Origin of the sequence: Weissella sp. LMG 11983 (genome assembly GCF_025908495.1) — a bacterium.
Classification (GTDB): Bacteria; Bacillota; Bacilli; order Lactobacillales; family Lactobacillaceae; genus Weissella; species Weissella fermenti.
This window is the reverse complement of sequence record NZ_JAOZFD010000002.1, coordinates 380,373-400,413: the sequence shown is the minus strand read 5'-3', so window position 1 is coordinate 400,413 and position 20,041 is coordinate 380,373. Positions and strand designations below refer to the sequence as shown.

Below are 20,041 nucleotides of genomic sequence, written 5' to 3'. Positions count from 1 at the left end.
TATAAGGGTTTTGATGTCATCTTAATGTTTCATCGACGGTAATGTGAGAATTGGGTTTTAATCAGGTTAGAAAACGGTTTGATTTAGGCCATTGAATTGCCACGTGTCAGAAACAAGCGTAAACTAGTTGCATGTATATTTATGATTTTTTCGTAAATTAAATATGAATTTTTTCAAGGGGTTATTCTTATGGACAAGAAGAAAATCGGTCTTGGCGCGTTAATCATGATGATGTTCACCACCATCTTTGGTTTCGCCAATGGGCCTGTGGCCTTTGAGCGTATGGGATATGCAGCAATCATCTGGTATATTTTGGGTGCCTTGTTGTTCTTCCTACCAACTTCTATGATGTACGCTGAATTTGGTGCATCATTTAAGGACGCTAAGGGTGGTATTTACTCATGGATGGAACGTTCATTGGGTAAGAAGGTTGCGTTTATTGCAACTTTTATTGGTTTGGCATCATGGGTGATTTGGATGATTTCCGTATCACAAAAGGTATGGATTCCGTTGTCAACTTTGATTTTCGGTAAGGACATGACGACAACTTGGTCATTGTTCGGTTTGAACGGTGGTCAAACAGTTGGTGTTTTGGCAGTTTTGTTCATCTTGGTCGTTGCTTACTTTGTAACACGCGGTGTTAAGTCAATTTCACGCATTTCTGCTATGGGTGGTATGTTCGTTATGGCATTGAACGTCATCTTGTTGTTGGCTTCAATTGCTGTGTTGATTGGTCACGGTGGTCACTTTGCCGAGCCATTAAAGTTGCGTTCATTCTTCATCTCAGGTAGCCCTGATTATCAATCAATTGGTCAAATGATCTCATTTGCCTTGTACGCTATCTTTGCATACGCCGGTTTGGAACAAATGGGTGGTATCATGGAAGACGTTGATAACGCCGAAAAGACGTATCCTAAGGCCGCTTTGATTGCAACCACAATCATCGGGTTGGGTTATGCGATCTCAATTTTGCTATGGGGCGCTTCAACTAACTGGACGTCATTGACGGCTGATAAGTCAGCGAACCTTGGAAACATCACGTATGTTTTGATGAATAACTTGGGTGTGCAATTGGGTGATGCCTTTGGTATGTCACACAGCGCTGGCTTGATCATGGGATCAATTTTTGCTCGCTTTGCTGGTATTTCAATGTTCTTCGCTTATGTTGGTTCATTCTTTGTTTTGACATATGCACCTTTGAAGTCATTCATCTTGGGTTCACCAAAGGAAGTTTGGCCAAAGAAGTTTATCGCTTTGAATGAACATGATGTGCCTGCTGTTGCCGTATGGTCACAAGCTATCTTGGTTTCAGTATTGGTTATCTTGATTTCATTTGGTGGTAAGAGTGCTGAGCAACTATACCTTGTTTTGACGAACATGGGTAATGTGTCATCAACGTTGCCTTACGTCTTCTTGGTTGCTGCGTTCCCATTGTTCAAGCGTTTGAACGACGTTGAGCGTCCATTTATCTTCTACAAGAACCCAACAATCACTTGGATTATCACGATTCTTGTTGAGGCTTTGACAATTATCTCAATTTTGTTGACGATTATCTCACCATTCCAAACGGGAGATTGGTTCAGCGGTATTTGGACAGTTGTTGGTCCAATCTTCTTCGGTGTACTAGCGTGGGTATTGTTCACGTTGGGTGAGAAGAAGCACGGGAAGCTATAATGACGATTAAAACGTGCCTGTAAAGGCACGTTTTTTCTTGCTCATTTTCAGGTCCGGGAGTAACCTATATAACAACTAAGGAGGCAAGTCACATGCCAAAGATGAATATCGATATGATCAAGGGTCGTACACCCGATGAAATCAAGCAAATTTTGGACATTTCATATGAAGTAATGCTAGCTGCATTTGGTGCACCGGATGGTGATCGCTACCAAATTGTCACGCAACACGAGCCTTATGAAATGCAAATCTTGGACACTGGTCTAGGTATCGAACGCACAGATAAGGTGCTAGTATTTAGTTTGGTAACGCGTCCGCGCACAACTGAACAAAAGGTTAACTTCTATAATAATTTGGTGTCTGAGCTACACGAGAAAACAGGCTTGCGCAAGGAAGATGTGATGATTAACCTAGTCGTTAACAGTGATGAAGATTGGAGCTTTGGTTACGGTGAAGCCCAATTTTTGACTGGTAAGTTGTAATTAAGAAAGGAGTAAAACCCAATGTTGCCAGATGAAGAAGATTATCAACCAATTGATGAACTAACTAGCGACGAGCATAGTTGGTACGCCGTTCGTATGGTCGGCGAGGACGTCGATACATTGTTGACAGCCGCCACAACCGAATCTGACGCAGAAGGTATTGCTCATCGAACAGCAACGCAATACCCTGATTTTTCATTTTCAGTCGTGCCGGTAACAGGCATTTTTATGGACAATACGCGATATGACAAGATGACAGATTTGCAATGGTACGGGGTCATGCCGGCCAGTCGTAAAGATAATTACATTACGCAGATATTCGCTAACTTCAAGGATTTGAATACATTTCTAAGCGATAACCGCGCGGAAAAGTATCGTTTTGTCAGCTTAATGATGAAATAAGGGGTTGACGTTACAACGTTTTACCTGTATTATTAACTATGTTGTTGAGGCAACGTAGTTAAATATGCGGATGTAGTACAATGGCTAGTGCTCCAGCCTTCCAAGCTGGGAATGCGGGTTCGATTCCCGTCGTCCGCTTACTAAAACAACCATCAATTTGTTGATGGTTGTTTTTTTGTAAAGTAAGTTCGCAAAGAAAAACCGTGTGCTATAATAGATACGTTAAAAAAAGAGATAGATAAGGATGTTATTTCCATGAAGATTAAAGGCTTAACGCCAATTTTGTTGATTCTGTTGGTCATTTTGTTTGTAACGGGACACGGTTACTTCCTTGAAGGACCATTGACTAATTTCATGCACATGTCTGAAAACTGGATTGGTGGTGCCAATGCAGTGGGTTGGTCAATCATCATCTTGACGTTCGTTGTGCGTTTGGTATTGTTGCCATTTATGGTTCACCAACAACGCGCTGCAACGATTCAACAAGAAAAGATGCGTTTGTTGCAACCACAAATGACGAAGATCCAAGAAGCACAAAAGAACGCCCAAACGCAAGAAGAGAAGATGCTTGCCTCTCAAGCGATGATGGCTGTTTATCGTGAAAACGGTGTGTCATTGCTAGGCGGCATGAACTTCACTGTGTTGATCATTCAATGGCCAGTGTTCATGGGATTGTATGCAGCGATTAAGAATTCACACGATTTGGTGAATGCAAGTTTCTTCGGCATTAAGTTGGCAACGCAATCACCAGTGTTGGCAATTGCAACGGCCGTTGTTTACGGTTTGCAAGCATACTTGTCAATGGTTGGTGTACCGGCCGAGCAAAAGAAGCAAATGCAATCAATGATGATGATTATGCCAATCATGATGCTATTCATGACCTGGGTAACTAACGGTGGTATTGCGTTGTACTTCTTCGTTGGTGCATTGGTCATGATTATCCAAACGTTGATTATCATCGTTTGGCGTCCACGTTTGCGTCAACACGTTGCAGACACGTTCGAAGTGAAGGATGTTGTTGACGATGCGTTGTCTGGTAAGTTGCAATCAGAACCAACTGGTCCATTTGCACAAGCTATGAAGGCTGCGCAGGCACAACAAGATGCACAAGCACGTAAGGACATTACAGATGACGCCAGTGAAAACACGCACCCTGAATCAAAGGGTGGTCGTAATGCTGGTAAGCAAAAGCGTTAATTAGTTTGAAAAGCCAGTGGCCAATTTTGGGTCGCTGGTTTTTTTCATGTCTGGAAAATAGAATTTTCATGTTTTATCATGTGCATTAATGTACAATATATGTACGGAGGGTGGAACGCATGACAATTAATCATACAAAAGACTCAACCCGTTATCCTGATTTACGCGGGAAAACAGCGGTTGTAACTGGAAGTTCTTCTGGTATTGGTGAAGCGATTGCACGTCACATGGGATCTGAAGCGATGAACGTGGTTATTAACTACATCAACGCTGACGAAAAGGTGATTGATGGTTTGATTTACCTAATCGAACAATCAGGCGGACGTGCAGTGGGAATTCGTGCCGATGTTGGAACAGAAGCTGGTGTGCAAGCGATTTACGACAAGGCGATTGAAGCCTTTGGCGATATCGACGTTTGGGTTAACAATGCCGGTTTCGAGATTCAATCAGAAACGCACGAAACATCATATGAAGACTGGCAACGTGTGCTTCACGTTGACTTGGATGGTGTTTTCTTGGGAACTAAGATTGCCGTACAACACTTCTTGAAGCATAACAAAAAGGGTAACATCCTAAACACCTCATCAATTCACGACATTATTCCTTGGCCTACGTATGCTTCATACGCAACGGCAAAGGCTGGTGTCTTGATGTTTACAAAGACAACGGCGCTTGAGTATGCTGAACGTGGCATTCGTATCAATGCCATTTCACCAGGTGCTCTGGAAACGCCAATTAACGCACAACGTTTCGCTGATCCAGCGGTTCGTGCCGACACGGAAGGCATGATTCCAATGAAGAAGGTCGGTGATCCAGTCGATGTCGCTAACGCAGCTGTGTGGCTGATTTCTAACGAAGCCTCATACATTACGGGAACGACATTGTATATCGACGGTGGTATTACGCTTTACAACGAGTTCCAAGGTGGTCGCGGTTAAATATTGGTACGATTAGACATGTTCGATTTGGACATGTCTTTTTTTAATGACTGTCATACTGGAATTTGTGATATGATTTACACATTAAGCTTTAGTACTGGGGGCAATTCGTATGGCAGAAAATATTATGCCAGAGCGTCTAATTGAAAAAATGCGACTACGTGATTTCGCAATTTTTACAGTCGGAACTGCTATGTATGCGTGGGGGCTGGTTAACGTGAATATCCCCAATCACCTGGCCGAAGGTGGTGTAACGGGTATCACGTTGATTTTTAAGGCATTGCTAAATATTAATCCTGCGTTATCAACACTATTTTTGAACATTCCATTGCTCTTAATTGGGTTACGCATGCTCGGAAAGCGCGCATTGATTTACACATTGTATGGTATTTTTAGTTTGTCATTCTGGTTGTGGCTATGGCAACTGATGCCATTCGATTTAGATTTGCAGCACGATTTGCTAATTTCGGCTTTGCTAGCTGGATTGTTTGGTGGATTGGGCTCAGGATTGATTTACCGTTACGGTGGGACGACTGGTGGGACGGACGTCATTGCCCGTATCTTAGAACAGAAGTTAAACATCCCCATGGGACGTACGCTATTCGCACTGGACGTCGTAGTTTTGACGGCTTCACTAGTTTATATTGACGTTGTTCAAATGATGTATACCGTTATTGCAGCCTTTGTGTTTGCGCAAATGGTTAACTTCACCCAAAAGGGATCTTATGCAGCTCGTGCATTCCTAATCTTCACATCAAAGCCGGAAGAGATTTCGCATGCAATTATGCAAGATTTGGAACGTGGAACGTCATTGCTACACGCTGAAGGTGGCTTTACGCACAATGAACAACGAGTTGTCTACGCAGTGGTTGATCCGTCGGAAATGAATGTGGTGCGAAAGATTATTGATGATATCGATCCACGTGCATTCGTGACGGTCATGGATACACAAGAAACATTAGGTGAGGGATTCTCGTTCGCTCGTCCTAAGAAATCATTCTTTAAGTTTTAAAATAAAAGCTGGCATTAACGGTTTAACGACGTTAATGCCAGCTTTTTTAATTTATTTTCATCACTAAAACGCCTGTATGACGCGGTTTTACTGCGGGCACTCTAAATAATTAGCACTCTAACGAAGAGAGTGCTAGAAAATGCTTGCAATGGTTTTGTAATAGTTGTACAATTAGATTACAAGGTTGAGGGATGGCCGTGGGGGCCTCCTCATTACAACCGAGTTTAACAATTGAATATTGGGGGATTGTAAATAAAATGGCAAACTTTAATGATTTTAACAACATGGATGATATCTTTAACCAAATGATGGGACGCATGGGTGGTTTCAACTCAGAGAATTCTCGTTATTTGATCAACGGACGCGAAGTAACGCCTGAAGAATTCGCAGAATACCGTCGTACGGGTCAACTACCTAACAGTGCTAACCAAGACTTGCCAGAAGTCGAGCCAAATGGTCAAGCACCAAAGAAGGATGGCATTCTAGCCAAGCTTGGTCGTAACTTGACGCAAGAGGCCCGCGAAGGTTTGTTGGATCCAGTTATCGGTCGTAACAAGGAAATTCAAGAGACGGCCGAAATTTTGAGCCGTCGTACAAAGAACAACCCAGTCCTCGTTGGAGACGCTGGTGTTGGTAAGACGGCGGTTGTCGAAGGTTTGGCGCAAGCAATTGTGGCTGGTGATGTACCCGCTTCAATTCGTAACAAGGAAGTTATCTCAATTGATCTTTCAAGCATCGAAGCCGGTACACAATACCGTGGTTCATTCGAAGAGAACGTGCAAAACTTGATTAAGGAAGTCAAGGAAGCCGGCAATGTCATCATCTTCTTCGATGAGATTCACCAAATCCTTGGTACCGGTGCCATGGGTGGTGACTCAGGATCAAAGGGCTTGGCAGATATTTTGAAGCCCGCTTTGAGTCGTGGTGAGTTCACGGTTATCGGTGCAACGACACAAGATGAGTACCGTAACACGATTTTGAAGAACGCTGCTTTGGCACGTCGTTTCAATGAAGTAACAGTGAATGCACCTTCACCAGAGGATGCCTTTAACATCTTGCTTGGTTTGCGTGACTTGTACGCGCAACACCACAACGTTGAATTGCCTGACAATGTTTTGAAGGCAGCGGTTGATTACTCAATCCAATACATTCCACAACGTTCTTTGCCTGATAAGGCCATCGACTTGTTGGATATGACGGCGGCTCACTTGGCAGCTAAGAATCCTGTCACTGACGTCGTGTCATTGGAAGAGCAAATCAAGCGCGAGCGTGAAGCGCAACAACTAGCTGCTGATAAGGAAGATTACGAGTCAGCTGCCCAACACAAGGTTAAGATTGACGAATTGCAAAAGCAAATCGACGACGCCGGCGAGGCTAAGAAGGTAACGGCTACGGTTAACGACGTGGCTGAGTCTGTTGAGCGTTTGACTGGTGTGCCAGTTGCACAAATGGGTGCCTCAGACATTGAACGTTTGAAGGGTATTAACGAGCGTTTGCGTGGTAAGGTCATTGGTCAAGACGATGCCGTTGAAGCCGTATCACGTGCCATCCGTCGTAACCGTGCCGGCTTCGATGAAGGCAACCGTCCAATTGGTAGCTTCTTGTTCGTCGGACCTACTGGAACAGGTAAGACTGAGTTGGCAAAGCAATTGGCTTTGGATATGTTTGGGTCAAAGGATCACGTTATCCGTTTGGACATGTCAGAATACTCAGATTTGACGGCTGTTTCAAAGTTGATCGGTGCAACTGCTGGATACGTCGGCTACGATGATAACAGCAATACGTTGACTGAGCGTGTTCGTCGCCAACCATACGCTATCGTCTTGCTAGATGAGATTGAAAAGGCAAACCCACAAGTTTTGACCTTGTTGTTGCAAGTGATGGACGATGGTCGTTTGACTGACGGACAAGGAAACACAGTTAACTTCAAGAACACTGTTGTCATTGCAACGTCAAACGCCGGCTTTGGTAACGAAGCTTTGATGGGCGATGATGCTAAGGACAAGGAGTTGATGGACAAGTTGGCACCATACTTCCGTCCAGAATTCTTGAACCGTTTCAATGCTATCGTCGAGTTCTCACATTTGACTAAGGAAGACTTGAACCAAATCGTTGACTTGATGTTGAACGATGTTAACGATACATTGGCTAAGAAGGATATTGTGTTGACGGTTACGCCTGCAGCCAAGGCTTGGTTGATCGATGAAGGCTACGACGAGGCCATGGGAGCACGTCCATTACGTCGTGTTATCGAGCAACAAATCCGTGACAACGTGACCGACTTCTACTTGGATCACTTGGACGCTAAGAACTTGCAAGCTGACCTTGTTGACAACAAGATTGTTATTTCAGAAATCTAAAAATTTAAGTCACTAAAAAGGGCCTGTAAACTGCTGTTTACAGGCCCTTTATTTTGGTCGGTGTTTGAAAAGGGTGTAAACTTTAATATGTAAGATTATTGAGATAGGGTGGATAACATGTTAGAGAAACAAGTATTTAGCAAGCTTTTGTCAAAAGCTTTTGATGTGCCCGTTATGGTGACGTATTGGGATGGTAAGTCAGAAAACTACGGGAACGGCTTGCCAAAAATTCACATCAAGTTGAATGAGAAACCAAACATGAAGTCCTTAGCCAAGATGCCAACATTGACACTCGCTGAGGCGTACATGAATCGTGGCATTGAAATTGAAGGCAGCATTCAAGAATTGATTGCTTCCGCTTACCGTCAATCCGGTAGTTTTTTAACTGATCAAAGCGGTTTCAAGGGCACGTTGACGAAAATGCTCCATGGCCACGATAAGAATGAATCTAAAGAAGACATTCACAGTCACTATGATATTGGTAATGACTTCTATAAGGAGTGGTTGGACCCATCAATGACTTATTCTGCGGCGTACTGGCCAAAGGATGGGATGACATTGGAAGAAGCTCAGATGGCCAAGGTTCACCATATTTTAGACAAGTTGCACAGTGAACCAGGTAAGAAGCTATTGGATATCGGTTCTGGATGGGGAACGTTAATTATCACGGCTGCCCAAGAATACGGCCTTGAAACATACGGCGTAACGTTGTCAGAAGAACAATATGCCTTTACGAACCAACGCATTCAAGAACTAGGCCTACAAGATAAGGTCCACGTTATGTTGCGCGATTACCGTGATGTTGATATGACCTTTGACTACATCACTTCAGTTGGGATGTTTGAACACGTTGGTAAGGAAAACTTGGGCGAGTACTTTAAGGACGTCGCGAACTATCTCGTACCAAATGGCCGTGCGTTGATTCACGGTATCACTGGTCAACACTACGGTGCCGGTGTTGATCCATTTATCCAAAAGTACATTTTCCCTGGTGGTTACATTCCAAACATCGCCGAGAACGTCACACACATTATGGAAGCCGGTATGCAGTTGGACGATATCGAACCATTGCGTCGACACTACCAAAAGACGTTGGAAACTTGGACTAAGAATTACCACGCCGTATACGACAAAACAGTTGCCGAGCGTGGCGAAGCATTCGCCCGTGCTTGGGACTTATACCTACAAGGTAGTGCTGCTTCATTTGAATCAGGAAACATTGACGTTATCCAGTTCCTAATGACTAAGGGCGCTGCCGGCCAAGGGTTGCCAATGAGCCGAGCTTACATGACAGCCCGCGAAAATTAAAAACCTTTAAGCGTTTGCGACATTTTTCGTCGCGAACGTTTTTTACAATTGTGTAACAAAAACGCTTTCATAAAACGATATCGTTTCACTTACCCAAAGTAACCTTTATGCTAGTCAAGCAAGAGATCGAAAAGGCGACCGCAGACGCCAAATTAGAGACACAAGGTGAGTGAGACATAATGAAGTTTATTAAAGGACTAGCCGGTATTATTACGGCTACAGCATTGCTAGTTAATACAACCATCGCCGATGCAGCCACATGGGCATACAGCAATCTAAACGCATCAGAAACGGTTGTTGCGTATTCAGCTGATTATCCAGCGCAAACTGCAGCTGCAGCAGCTTATTGGAACAGCCTCGCAGGAACAACCGTCGTTGCCGTTACGAATAATCAAGCTGATGCAACGGTCACAATCGAAAAGAAGGATACCCCAGCTGGGGACGCCGATCCAAACGTGGCGCTAACTTATGCACCAAATGGGATTACTGATATTTATCCGTCACGCATTGCTTCACAAGGCGTTGATTTGCAAACGGTCATTACCCACGAATTAGGTCACTCTTTGGGATTGGACCACGATGCTGGCTCAACTTTGATGGCGCCAGCCGGTGGCCAATTGGGTGGGCAAGCGCATGATTATCAAGCTTTGAAGGCTGACTTAGCCAGCCATGGCCGTCAATTAGATAACCCAGCTTACGAGGCAACGAATTCAGGAGCATCAAGTCAAGCCAGCTCATCTTCAACGACCCCAGCATCAAGTCAAAAAGCGACGTCAACTGAAACAGCAGCCGTTTCTGAGCAAAAGCAACCTGATACGGACACATCAACCAGTGCGGATGCTGGAACGTCAAGTCAAATTGCTGGTTCAGCTACGGTGACTCGTGATGCAACGTCCGTCAAGGCATCCCCAACCACAGCGACTGTTGAATCATTGCCAGAGCAAACAAAAACAACTGGCCAAAGTGGCCGCCTGCAACAAGAAGTGAAGGTCGTTATTCACAAAGTTTCAGATGCCCTAGCAACCAAGTAATTCATATTTTTAAAACTCCCAGATGGCAACATTGGGAGTTTTTTTCATTGACTTTTCAGTTTGATAACAAAAACGCTTACATAAAACTATTGGCTTTAACTTACAATTGGTAAGGCGTAACTTATACAGTGAGTTAAAAATAGTAGGGATATGAATCATGAATTTTTCAAAAGGACTGCTCGGTGTGGCAGTTACCGCTGCACTTTTAGCGGACACACCATCAGCTCATGCGGTTACATGGGCAACAAGTAATTTGAACAGCAGTAACATGGTCGTGGCTTATTCGCCCGACTATCCAAACCAGGTAGCTAACGCAGCAGCTTACTGGAATAATTTGGCTGGCACAACTGTGGTTGGTGTCACAACCGATCCAAGTGCCGCTTCAGTTACAATCAAGGATGTACCTGTGCCAGATGGTGATAACACACCTAATTTGGCATTGACCTTTGCACCAACTGGCGAAACTGATATTTATCAGCAACGCATTACTGAGCAAGGGTCAGATTTGCAAACGGTTATCACGCACGAACTGGGTCACTCATTGGGGCTGGATCATGACCCAGCTTCAACCTTGATGGCACCATCAAACGGTCGTCTTGGTGGGCAAGCGCATGATTACCAGGCGCTGAAGGCGGACTTGGCCAGTCATGGTCGTGAAATCGACAATCCGGCATTTGATGGTCAACAGACATCACAAGCTGCTAGCCCAGCTGCACCAGCAAGCAGCGCTGCTAGTGCCTCATCTGAAGCAAGTACCGCGTCGTCAGCATCCGAAACATCATCGCAGACGACGACGAGCCAAACAGCTCGTGGAACACGTGATGAAGCTAGTACACAAGCAAAGCAACTTGCAACAGTTGAAACAACACCCGATCAACCTGAGACGCTTGATGCCAAGGTATCAACAATAGCGCATAATACCACGAAGCGTATTGTCGAAGGCGCTATGGTTGTTGTCGGTGCCGTCGCAGGTCTTTTCACAGCAATGGCCCGTTATTCACGTACGCACATCGATTAATATAGATATCAGACTTTCCATTTGTTCAAGTGGGAAGTCTTTTTCTTTTGCTGATTAATTAGTCAATCCACATTTGTATACTTGTGTATAGTAAGTTTGCTGAACTGCAACAAATACAGGAGGGACAAATGTTTTTAGCAATTAGAGAGATTAAAAAAGAAAAACTACGGTACGGCTTGATTCTGACAGTCGTCGTCTTAATCAGTTATTTGATTTTCATTTTAAGTGCCCTGGCACTCGGGCTGGCGACAGCCAACACCGCTGCGGTGGACAGCTGGCAGTCTAAGTCCTTTGTAATGACCAAAGACGCAAATGGCAATGCCGGACAGTCATTACTGACAACGAAACAGGTTGATCAGTTAAGTGGCGAAAAAACCGCAACACTTGGCATTACACCAGTTAATATGAAAGTTGGCGGAAAACGTGAATCCGCCCAATTCGTTGGGATGAATAACGACGAGTACATCGCTAAAAACCTACAATTAACCAAGGGGCACTTGCCAAAGGCAGCTAACGAAGTCGTCCTCGCTGACTCAGTTGATAAGGATATTTACGGTATGGGAGATAAAATTTCGATTGGGTTATCTGATACGAAATATAAAATCGTGGGTTATGTGAAAAATGCCACGTATAATACCGCACCTGTTATTTATGGTGAGTTAGCGCAATGGCGTGTCATTAAGGGCGTGTCAGATCAATTCCAAGGTAGCGTCGTTGCTTCAAAAACGTCACAATCGGTCGATGATAAAGCATTAAAGACTTATTCATACCAAGCCTTTATCAATAAATTGCCAGGTTATACACCGCAAAAAGCGACGTTTGGTCTCATGATTGGCTTCCTGATTGTCATTTCATTGATTGTGATTACCATCTTCCTCTACATTCTAACGGTTCAAAAATTGCCTAACTTGGCAGTTTTGCGTGCACAAGGCATTCCAAATCGTTTCTTGGCCCAAAATACGTTATTTGAGACGTTCTTTATTATGGCAACTGGTATCGTCGTTGGTGCCGTACTATCGGCATTAACTGAATTTGGGATTCCAGATAGCGTACCAATGGCATTTGATTGGGGATTGATGGGACTCATTGCGGCGGGATTGATGGTAACCGGGTTACTGGGTGCAATCATTCCGATTCGTGTGATTAGTAAGATTGATCCGGTATCAGTAATTGGAGGTTAAAAAGATGCATGAAGAAAAACTAGCCCTTGAACACGTGACGAAACAATTTGGTCAGAAAACCAATTTAGTTACGGCACTTGAAGACGTCAGTTTAGCGTTTAAAGCTGGTGAGGTGTCGCTTATCATTGGGCCTTCAGGATCTGGTAAAAGTACCTTGCTAACCATTTTAGGTGGGTTACAGACACCAACAGACGGCTCAGTCCGTCTGAATGGTCACGATATCAGTGATTTGAGTACCAAAGAAGCCGAAAAAACACGTCTTGAACAAATCGGGTTCGTCTTGCAGGCGTACAATCTCGTGCCATATTTAACCGTAGCAGACCAATTCAAACTTGTTAACCAGGTGAAGCCTAACAATAACCTCAGTCAAGATGCCTTTGACAAAATTATTGAAACGCTAGGCATTCAAAAGTTATTAAACAAATACCCTGGCGAATTGTCTGGTGGTCAACAACAACGCGTTGCGATTGCCCGTGCGTTGTATACAGACCCGGCAATCATCCTAGCCGATGAACCTACGGCGGCCTTAGATACGGCGCGTGTCAAAGAAGTTGGCCAACTTTTTGCCAATATTGCGCATGACGAGCAAAAAGCAGTCGTCATCGTCACGCACGATGATCGTCTGCGAGAGTTTTCTGATAATGTCTACAAAATTGTCGACGGAAAACTATCTAATACGGACTGATTAACACACTTTCTAGTTGCTTTTGGGTATACTGGAATAGTTAAACAGAATTAAAGTAAGGGAGGACCTCGTATGTTGAGGAATCCTTGGTTAAAAATTGTGCTAGCCATCGGCTTTGAAGATGGTTGGGTTGTCGGTCTAAAACACGCTAATGAATGGTGGCAATGGGGACTAACCCTAATTGCCTTAGGGTTGTCATTTCTCTTGTTCATGACCGCTGTCGACAAGTTGCCCGTTGGTACCGTGTATGCCGTATTCGTCGGACTCGGTTCTGCTGCAACTGTCTTGACTGGTTGGCTAGTCTTTGGGGACAAGCTAGACTTACCGGAGTTGCTTTTCTTAGCCATCTTATTGGGTGGTGTAATTGGACTTAAGTTGATAACGGAGGAACACACATAATGGCATGGGTATTTCTTGTTCTCGCCGGTTTAATGGAAGTTTCTGGCGTTATCATGATTAACGAATGGCAACGACGTAAAGCCTGGTGGGCTGCAGCTGGTATGGCTATTGGCGGTGCGTTAAGCATTGGCTTGTTGGGTCTGGCTTTGCGTCAAATTCCAATGGGAACCGGTTATGCGATCTGGACAGGTATCGGTGCAGCCGGTGGCACTATCGTCGGCATGTATTTGTACAAAGAGTCTAAAGACTGGAAGCGCATTCTATTTATCACGATGATTATCGTCGGAGCAGTTGGCTTGAAGCTAACCACCGGTAAAGGATAGCGAGAGAAAGAGGGGGAGCGCCCCTCTTTTTTTGTTGTTGCTCATTTGCGTCATAACCGTTACGATTAAGAGATAGAAAAGACTTTGCTGAGCATCGATTTACTGGGGAGTAACGATTTTAGCAATTGATAGGGAATAATGTATGCGAACACGAGATGAGAATAAGATTCAAGCTTTAGAAAACGCAACGTTTGATTTAGTAGAAGAATCAGGAATTGCGAATTTAAGCATCAATAAACTAGCAAAACGCGCCGGCGTATCGGTTGCGACCACCTATATTTATTATGAAAACAAGGCTGATTTATTGGGCCAACTATTCAGTAAAGTACAAGAAAATTTAATCACGCAACTACCAATGCCAGATCAAACGCTTACGCCTCAAGATCAGTTTGCAACATTGATGCGTGATTACGCGGCTAATTTCGAGAAGCATCCAAAACAAGTTGCTTTCATGGCCACGATGGTCGCCAATCCTGAATTTTTGCCTGACGATATGCAAGGCGAAGGGTCATTGTTGAGTCCTGCCATGTTAACGGTTATCAAGCAAGCGTATCAGCAACAACTGCTAACCACCGCCAACGTGGATATCATCGTGGCCCAAGCCTTGCAGCCAATGCAGTGGCTCATGCAGTCGCGTCTGCGTAATAATCTGAGCGTTAGTGAAGATGAACTTAATACACTTATCCAACTTGCAACCCGTGCGTTGTTTAAGTAACTTTCAGCACCTCTGATCGCCCATCTGAGGTGCTTTTTTTGCGTCATTTGCCAAAAACTTCTAAAGAACAAGCAGATAATATGCAATTCACTTACATTTTAGATACAATAGATGTGTTCCGTAGGTGAGAGACACGGAATACTGAAAATCGCATACACACCCTTTAGGAGGCAGAATCATGGCAAACTACGATTACGATGTGCTGTACATTGGATCAGGACACGGAACGTTTGATGGTGCAATTCCATTGGGAGCGAAAGGGAAAAAGGTTGGCGTTGTTGAACAAGATTTGGTCGGGGGTACCTGCCCAAATCGCGGTTGCAACGCAAAAATTGTCTTAGATTCACCAGTTGCAATGCAACGTCACTTGGAAGAAGTGCACGGTATTGTTAACGGCGAAACTAAAATTGATTGGGCTGAAAACCAAGCCCACAAGCATGAGGTGATTGATGGCTTGCCAGCATTCATCCAAGGTTTGATGGACTCAACTAATGTTGATGTTCTATTTGGTCGTGGTACGTTGGCTGATGCCCACACGGTGATGGTCAACGGCGAAGCGAAGACTGCGGATAAGATTGTTATTTCAACTGGACTTCGTCCACACCGTTTGACAATTCCTGGTTCAGACTTGGCACACGATTTAGAGGACTTTTTGAATTTGGCTGATATGCCTGAACGACTAACAATCATTGGTGGTGGTTACATCGCTATGGAGTTCGCCACGATGGCAAATGCAGCCGGTTCAGATGTGACGGTCATTTTGCGTGGCAAGGAGGCGTTAAAGGCTTATCACCAACCATTCGTTGAACAAATCATCGCTGATTTGGAAAAGCACGGTGTAACCTTTATTCGCGAAACAGCTGTTGAAGCAATTGTCCAAGGGGCAGAAGGCTTGGTTGTTCGTGGACAAGACTTGAACGTCGAAACTGATTGGGTGCTTGACGCAACTGGTCGTGTACCAAATGTCGAGAATCTCGGTTTGGAAGAAGTGGGTGTTAATTACACACCGGCTGGTATCACGGTAGATGATTACTTGCGGACGTCAGTGCCAAATATCTATGCGTCTGGGGATGTGATTGATAAGGTGCAACCAAAGCTAACGCCAACGGCTGTCTTTGAATCACTCTACTTGATGCACACATTTGCCGGCGAAACGACTGATCCGATTGTTTATCCAGCAATCCCATCTGTTGTCTTCACATCGCCACGTTTGGCTCAGGTGGGTGTCACCGTTGCTGAAGCGGAAGCTAATCCTGAATTGTACACGATTGAAACGAACCACATTCCTGATGATTGGTACCGCCAAGTTGACAAGGAGACAATCGGCGACAATATCTTAATCTTCGACAAGGCTCACAAGTTAGTTGGTGCGACTGAAGTGTCAAACAAGGCCGACGATGTGATTAACACCTTGTTGCCAGCAATCGAATTTAAGTTTGGTCCTGCAGAAATCGAGCGAATGGTTTACCTATTCCCATCAATTTCATCATCTGCATGGGGTCAATTGTAATAGTGCACGTATTAACACGGATCTGGGGTCAGGTCTCGTGTTTTCATATTTTGGGCATAGTTTTATCGTAAACTAACGATGATTAACACACTTAGGAGTGACCCATGACAAAACCAGTTAAAATCGGAACGTTCATTATTCTGGTGAACTTTTTAATCTATATCGGGCTTGGTTTGCCAGATGCCATTATGGGGAGTGCTTGGCCGGCTGTCCGTCAAACATACCACGTGAATGTTGACTACGTCGGCTATTTGACAATGATTAGCCTGGCATTCTCCTTCATATCGACGTTGCTTTATCCTAGACTCGCAAAAGCAATGACGATGGCATCAATCATGCTCATGAGTATGGGGTTTGTTATGATAGGAATCTTGCTATTGCTTTGGGGACAGGCCACAATCCTGCTTATTTTGGCTTCTGTGGCGCTTGGCTTAGGACAAGGTGCCATCGATATTGCTGTGAACGACTACGCAGCCAAGCACTTTACAAGTGGTTTGATGAGCATTTTGTACGGCATGTATGGTGTCGGCGTCACGTTGAGTTCGCTTATCCTCGCCATTAGTCTATTGTTCCCAACTGGCTGGCGCATCGGTGTCCTAATCATTGGTGTCTTGCAACTGTTGATTATGCTGTTTGTTTATCAAACACGACAAGAATTTGCAGAAAAAGATAATGGTTCTGATACAGCAACTGAGACCGGTGGCAAATTAAGGGGAGCTGACTGTCTATTACCAATCTTCTATTTCTTCTATTCGGTTGAATTGGTTGTGGGTAAGTACTTATCTAGTTATGCAGTCGATCGCTTGAAACTATCTGACTCATTAGCAGCGAATGCCACCACACTATTTTGGGCCGGCTTAATGGTCGGCCGTTTCCTAACTGGGTTGACGACGAAATGGTTCTCAAACAAGCAATTGATTTTAGGACACATCGTACTGACGTTCGGTGGGATGGGGCTACTATTTGTACCAAAGGCTCTGATGTCAAGACTCCGGACCTCTTTTTAGAGCCCGCTAGGGCTCGTACCACGAAAATTTTTCAAAATGACCTGATTTCGTACAGATTTTGGGTCATTTTTTAATGGGGTCCAGGGGTTTTGCCCCTGTGCCTGCCGGAGGCTATGGAGTTACGGTGGTCTAGTTTGGATTTTGTTGAATTTCACAAGTCTGAGGGTATAGCAAATAAGCACTGGTCAGAGTGATTTTTGGACTTCACAAAGTCAGTGCTTGTAAACGCCGGTGTATAGGCAAATTTGTATAATCGCGTTTATATCATCTAGAAATTGGTCTAGGCGGCATCACGGAGTGATATACGATTGTTGTTATACCAGTTGACGTACCATCCAACAGCGGCTTGCACATCAGCGATACTCTCGAAATCCTGTTGGTAGATCAGCTCCCTCTTGAGTAACGAGTGAAAACTTTCGATGCGGGCATTATCGTAAGGGTGCCCTTTACGGGAGTAAGAGTGCCTAATACCTATGGACTCCAGTGTATTTTCAAACAATTCGCTGGTATACTGGCTTCCCATATCGCTATGCACATACAGTGGTTTTTCACCTCGTCTTAGCGCCTTAACGATTACTGAGGTTGCTAGTTGAGCTGTCATCGTATCTGCGATTCGATACGACAGCACCTTACGGTCTTCCGGATCATATGCACTAGCCATGTAAACCCATGTCTTATCGGTCAACTGGATATACGTAATGTCAGTTGTAATTACGCCACTTAGGTCATCCAGATTGATAATGAGATTTGGCATCTGATCTTTGTCATTGACTGTTGTAGGCTTGTTATATCGCTTTTGCATACGCGATTTCAAGCCAGCTTCACTCATCAATTGCCATACAAAGCGGTCGCTGATTTCTAGTTTGAATAAGTCGCGCATGGTTTTAGCAATTCGTCGATAACCATAAATGCCTTTATTGGCTGTGTAAATTGATTCGACGGCAATTCTCAATTTGTTGTGTTGTATTTCTTGTGCGCTCGGCTCCCAATGGATCCAGTCAGAGTAAGTGGACATTGGAATTTTCAAAGCACTCAGAACGCGTGTGATGCGGTGCCCCTGTACCAAATTTTTGTGGATAATTGGTAAAACAACACTTCTACCGCGCAAAACTAATGTTTTGCCAGCAACACCGCCGCACGTTTTAAAATTTCGAGCTCTTCTTTCAAAATTGCGTTTTCCTTACGCAACTTCTTCAATTCATCAGCTGATATTGATTCGCCATTCACTTCTACAGGCGCATATTTTTTGACCCAATTCCGAATTGAATCGGCTGAAGGACCGTATTCCTTGGATAATTCATCGGGCCGACGGCCCGCTTTAACCATCTCCACGATGGACTTTTTAAAGTCCTCTTCATAACGTGTAACCATAAATAAAAATACTCCTATGATGATATTTTACCAAACTAGAAAAACTAGTCCGGAATCTCATCATAAGAGCAAACACTGCTGTGCTACTATGCTCTAGTTTCGCGATTGGTTTGGGACTCTCAGCGCTCTATCCATTGATGATGATGGTGCCGTATGAACGCCACGATGATCAAACGGCCAAGTTGATGGTTAGTCGCAATCTAGCTTTTTGCCAAGCTGGGATGGTGGTCTTACCACTAATCACTGGTTGGGTTTATCAAGCAGCAGGGGCAACAACCATGCCACTAATTGGCTTCATCTTGGTTGCGGTCATGTTAGGCTTGACTGTGAAAATTTTGAAATAACTAAAAAGACCTCGGAACCAAGATTCCGAGGTCTTTTTGATAGGTGATGTGACATGCACTAGTTTAGTAAAAGTGTTCTGCATGTTCGTTTGCGCACAGGCCACATCCCTAAGTATTTAATTACAACATCGTGATGATTTGCATCAAGATTGGCACAACAATCACGAATAGGACAGTAGACGTCGTCACAACGTTTGTTGCGTATTCAACGTCACCCTTAGCTTCACCGACCAAGATAGGCAACACAGCCAATCCAGGGGCAGCAGCTTGGATAATCAACGTACCTTGCTCAACTGATGGAATGTCCATCGCACCCTTAAACATCATCATGATAACAATCATAACGGCAGGAGCGAAGACGAAACGACCAAGCAAAGCAACGATTGTGTCGCGATCGAAGTGGATTGACTTCAAACCAGCGTCAGCCAAGACAATACCAATGTAGATCAATGACAATGGCGTTACGACACCACCAACCATTGAGAACGTCTTATCAACCAACGTAGGCAAAGGCAAATCTAGCAACAACCATACCAAAGCCACGATAAATCCTAGCAATGGGGCAGGCAACAGCTTCTTCCAGTTGAACTTCTTGTCAGCGACCTTAGGACCGTCGTTTTGGATGAAGAAGATACCGATGGCCCACGTTGAAACCGTGTTAGCCAAGTAGTAAACCAAGAAGAATGACAATGAGTGTTCACCAAACAATGCCAAGTTCAAAGGCAAACCAATGAAAATCGTGTTGGCATTAACGAACATGTTAATGAACGTTCCGCGACGACCCTCAGGCACCTTCATAATCTTTGTCAAAAGCCAGGCTACTAGGTAACCAAAGGCGAAAGAAATAATCACAAAGATCAATGAGCCAGAAAGTGAAATCAACTTTGAACGGGTCAAGTTGTCCAAAACACCAACGAAGATGTTCAAAGGCAACGCAACCTTCATGATTAAGAATTCGATATCGTGCTTGAATGAGTCTTGGAACTTACCACCGTTGCGGAGGAAGTAACCCAAAGCAATCACGAAGATAATCTCAACAACAGATGAGATTGAAGTTAGCAATGCAGACATTTCCCAAATATCT

Annotated in this window: 21 protein-coding genes and 1 tRNA gene; 19 read left to right on the top strand and 3 right to left on the bottom strand. The window is 44.2% G+C overall.

Features of this window, described 5'->3' with window-relative positions; genetic code table 11:
- The first annotated feature begins 189 nt into the window (after positions 1–189).
- From yjeM to OIT45_RS11465, 18 genes are all read left to right on the top strand, one after another.
- Positions 190–1,674: a glutamate/gamma-aminobutyrate family transporter YjeM gene (yjeM, locus tag OIT45_RS11550; RefSeq protein WP_087044512.1), complete on the top strand. Its 1,485-nt coding sequence runs from the start codon at positions 190–192 to the stop codon at positions 1,672–1,674.
- Positions 1,675–1,766: 92 nt separating this feature from the next.
- Entirely contained in the window at positions 1,767–2,156 is a 390-nt protein-coding gene (locus OIT45_RS11545) for a tautomerase family protein (RefSeq protein WP_003609405.1), read from the top strand.
- Positions 2,157–2,177: 21 nt separating this feature from the next.
- Positions 2,178–2,558, top strand: coding sequence for a hypothetical protein (locus OIT45_RS11540; RefSeq protein ID WP_003609408.1), 381 nt, complete (start codon positions 2,178–2,180; stop codon positions 2,556–2,558).
- Between the two features lie 66 nt (positions 2,559–2,624).
- Positions 2,625–2,696, top strand: a tRNA-Gly gene (locus OIT45_RS11535).
- A 117-nt stretch (positions 2,697–2,813) separates the two neighbouring features.
- Positions 2,814–3,755, top strand: coding sequence for a membrane protein insertase YidC (yidC, locus tag OIT45_RS11530; RefSeq protein WP_056973466.1), 942 nt, complete (start codon positions 2,814–2,816; stop codon positions 3,753–3,755).
- Between the two features lie 119 nt (positions 3,756–3,874).
- Positions 3,875–4,693: a glucose 1-dehydrogenase gene (locus OIT45_RS11525; RefSeq protein ID WP_056973467.1), complete on the top strand. Its 819-nt coding sequence runs from the start codon at positions 3,875–3,877 to the stop codon at positions 4,691–4,693.
- A gap of 127 nt (positions 4,694–4,820) precedes the next feature.
- Positions 4,821–5,705, top strand: coding sequence for a YitT family protein (locus OIT45_RS11520; RefSeq protein WP_039968227.1), 885 nt, complete (start codon positions 4,821–4,823; stop codon positions 5,703–5,705).
- A 257-nt stretch (positions 5,706–5,962) separates the two neighbouring features.
- Complete coding sequence (locus tag OIT45_RS11515; RefSeq protein WP_199404388.1) at positions 5,963–8,065, top strand: AAA family ATPase; 2,103 nt, start codon at positions 5,963–5,965, stop codon at positions 8,063–8,065.
- A 117-nt stretch (positions 8,066–8,182) separates the two neighbouring features.
- Positions 8,183–9,373, top strand: a complete 1,191-nt coding sequence (locus tag OIT45_RS11510) for an SAM-dependent methyltransferase (RefSeq protein ID WP_199404387.1) — start codon at positions 8,183–8,185, stop codon at positions 9,371–9,373.
- Between the two features lie 179 nt (positions 9,374–9,552).
- A complete protein-coding gene (locus OIT45_RS11505) occupies positions 9,553–10,404 on the top strand; it encodes a matrixin family metalloprotease (protein WP_199404386.1) in 852 nt (283 codons plus the stop codon).
- Between the two features lie 157 nt (positions 10,405–10,561).
- Complete coding sequence (locus OIT45_RS11500; protein WP_206767450.1) at positions 10,562–11,422, top strand: matrixin family metalloprotease; 861 nt, start codon at positions 10,562–10,564, stop codon at positions 11,420–11,422.
- A 128-nt stretch (positions 11,423–11,550) separates the two neighbouring features.
- On the top strand, positions 11,551–12,603 hold the full coding sequence (locus OIT45_RS11495; RefSeq protein ID WP_003608391.1) for an ABC transporter permease: 1,053 nt from the start codon (positions 11,551–11,553) through the stop codon (positions 12,601–12,603).
- Positions 12,604–12,607: 4 nt separating this feature from the next.
- A complete protein-coding gene (locus OIT45_RS11490; RefSeq protein ID WP_199404384.1) occupies positions 12,608–13,288 on the top strand; it encodes an ABC transporter ATP-binding protein in 681 nt (226 codons plus the stop codon).
- Between the two features lie 72 nt (positions 13,289–13,360).
- Positions 13,361–13,687: a DMT family transporter gene (locus tag OIT45_RS11485; protein WP_087045478.1), complete on the top strand. Its 327-nt coding sequence runs from the start codon at positions 13,361–13,363 to the stop codon at positions 13,685–13,687.
- A complete protein-coding gene (locus tag OIT45_RS11480) occupies positions 13,687–14,010 on the top strand; it encodes a DMT family transporter (RefSeq protein ID WP_003608385.1) in 324 nt (107 codons plus the stop codon). Before OIT45_RS11485 ends, OIT45_RS11480 begins: the two co-directional genes overlap by 1 nt.
- Before the next feature lie 142 nt (positions 14,011–14,152).
- On the top strand, positions 14,153–14,725 hold the full coding sequence (locus OIT45_RS11475) for a TetR/AcrR family transcriptional regulator (protein ID WP_003608383.1): 573 nt from the start codon (positions 14,153–14,155) through the stop codon (positions 14,723–14,725).
- Between the two features lie 178 nt (positions 14,726–14,903).
- On the top strand, positions 14,904–16,235 hold the full coding sequence (locus OIT45_RS11470; protein WP_264340094.1) for a dihydrolipoyl dehydrogenase family protein: 1,332 nt from the start codon (positions 14,904–14,906) through the stop codon (positions 16,233–16,235).
- A gap of 104 nt (positions 16,236–16,339) precedes the next feature.
- Positions 16,340–17,242, top strand: coding sequence for an MFS transporter (locus tag OIT45_RS11465; protein ID WP_242458276.1), 903 nt, complete (start codon positions 16,340–16,342; stop codon positions 17,240–17,242).
- A gap of 280 nt (positions 17,243–17,522) precedes the next feature.
- On the opposite strand, the gene OIT45_RS11460 is transcribed toward OIT45_RS11465, so the two are convergent.
- Together OIT45_RS11460 and OIT45_RS11455 are read right to left on the bottom strand one after the other, a co-directional pair.
- Positions 17,523–18,350 (bottom strand): IS3 family transposase, encoded by an 828-nt coding sequence (locus OIT45_RS11460; RefSeq protein ID WP_264330273.1) that lies wholly within the window; start codon positions 18,348–18,350, stop codon positions 17,523–17,525.
- A gap of 2 nt (positions 18,351–18,352) precedes the next feature.
- Entirely contained in the window at positions 18,353–18,613 is a 261-nt protein-coding gene (locus OIT45_RS11455) for a transposase (RefSeq protein ID WP_199404344.1), read from the bottom strand.
- An 80-nt stretch (positions 18,614–18,693) separates the two neighbouring features.
- Here OIT45_RS11455 and OIT45_RS11450 point away from each other — a divergent pair, with 80 nt between their 5' ends.
- Complete coding sequence (locus OIT45_RS11450; RefSeq protein WP_199405000.1) at positions 18,694–18,957, top strand: hypothetical protein; 264 nt, start codon at positions 18,694–18,696, stop codon at positions 18,955–18,957.
- A gap of 120 nt (positions 18,958–19,077) precedes the next feature.
- Here OIT45_RS11450 and OIT45_RS11445 read toward each other — a convergent pair whose 3' ends face one another.
- Positions 19,078–20,028 carry an AEC family transporter gene (locus tag OIT45_RS11445; RefSeq protein WP_003608378.1) on the bottom strand — a complete coding sequence of 317 codons (951 nt, stop codon included), beginning with the start codon at positions 20,026–20,028 and terminating at the stop codon, positions 19,078–19,080.
- Positions 20,029–20,041 lie beyond the last annotated feature (13 nt).

What these genes read in the sequence shown, in the direction of transcription:
- yjeM (WP_087044512.1), top strand. Translation starts at nt 190, where the DNA reads ATGGACAAGAAGAAAATCGGTCTTGGCGCGTTAATCATGATGATGTTC.
- OIT45_RS11545 (WP_003609405.1), top strand. Translation starts at nt 1,767, where the DNA reads ATGCCAAAGATGAATATCGATATGATCAAGGGTCGTACACCCGATGAA.
- OIT45_RS11540 (WP_003609408.1), top strand. Translation starts at nt 2,178, where the DNA reads ATGTTGCCAGATGAAGAAGATTATCAACCAATTGATGAACTAACTAGC.
- yidC (WP_056973466.1), top strand. Translation starts at nt 2,814, where the DNA reads ATGAAGATTAAAGGCTTAACGCCAATTTTGTTGATTCTGTTGGTCATT.
- OIT45_RS11525 (WP_056973467.1), top strand. Translation starts at nt 3,875, where the DNA reads ATGACAATTAATCATACAAAAGACTCAACCCGTTATCCTGATTTACGC.
- OIT45_RS11520 (WP_039968227.1), top strand. Translation starts at nt 4,821, where the DNA reads ATGCCAGAGCGTCTAATTGAAAAAATGCGACTACGTGATTTCGCAATT.
- OIT45_RS11515 (WP_199404388.1), top strand. Translation starts at nt 5,963, where the DNA reads ATGGCAAACTTTAATGATTTTAACAACATGGATGATATCTTTAACCAA.
- OIT45_RS11510 (WP_199404387.1), top strand. Translation starts at nt 8,183, where the DNA reads ATGTTAGAGAAACAAGTATTTAGCAAGCTTTTGTCAAAAGCTTTTGAT.
- OIT45_RS11505 (WP_199404386.1), top strand. Translation starts at nt 9,553, where the DNA reads ATGAAGTTTATTAAAGGACTAGCCGGTATTATTACGGCTACAGCATTG.
- OIT45_RS11500 (WP_206767450.1), top strand. Translation starts at nt 10,562, where the DNA reads ATGAATTTTTCAAAAGGACTGCTCGGTGTGGCAGTTACCGCTGCACTT.
- OIT45_RS11495 (WP_003608391.1), top strand. Translation starts at nt 11,551, where the DNA reads ATGTTTTTAGCAATTAGAGAGATTAAAAAAGAAAAACTACGGTACGGC.
- OIT45_RS11490 (WP_199404384.1), top strand. Translation starts at nt 12,608, where the DNA reads ATGCATGAAGAAAAACTAGCCCTTGAACACGTGACGAAACAATTTGGT.
- OIT45_RS11485 (WP_087045478.1), top strand. Translation starts at nt 13,361, where the DNA reads ATGTTGAGGAATCCTTGGTTAAAAATTGTGCTAGCCATCGGCTTTGAA.
- OIT45_RS11480 (WP_003608385.1), top strand. Translation starts at nt 13,687, where the DNA reads ATGGCATGGGTATTTCTTGTTCTCGCCGGTTTAATGGAAGTTTCTGGC.
- OIT45_RS11475 (WP_003608383.1), top strand. Translation starts at nt 14,153, where the DNA reads ATGCGAACACGAGATGAGAATAAGATTCAAGCTTTAGAAAACGCAACG.
- OIT45_RS11470 (WP_264340094.1), top strand. Translation starts at nt 14,904, where the DNA reads ATGGCAAACTACGATTACGATGTGCTGTACATTGGATCAGGACACGGA.
- OIT45_RS11465 (WP_242458276.1), top strand. Translation starts at nt 16,340, where the DNA reads ATGACAAAACCAGTTAAAATCGGAACGTTCATTATTCTGGTGAACTTT.
- OIT45_RS11455 (WP_199404344.1), bottom strand. Translation starts at nt 18,613, where the DNA reads ATGGTTACACGTTATGAAGAGGACTTTAAAAAGTCCATCGTGGAGATG.
- OIT45_RS11445 (WP_003608378.1), bottom strand. Translation starts at nt 20,028, where the DNA reads ATGTCTGCATTGCTAACTTCAATCTCATCTGTTGTTGAGATTATCTTC.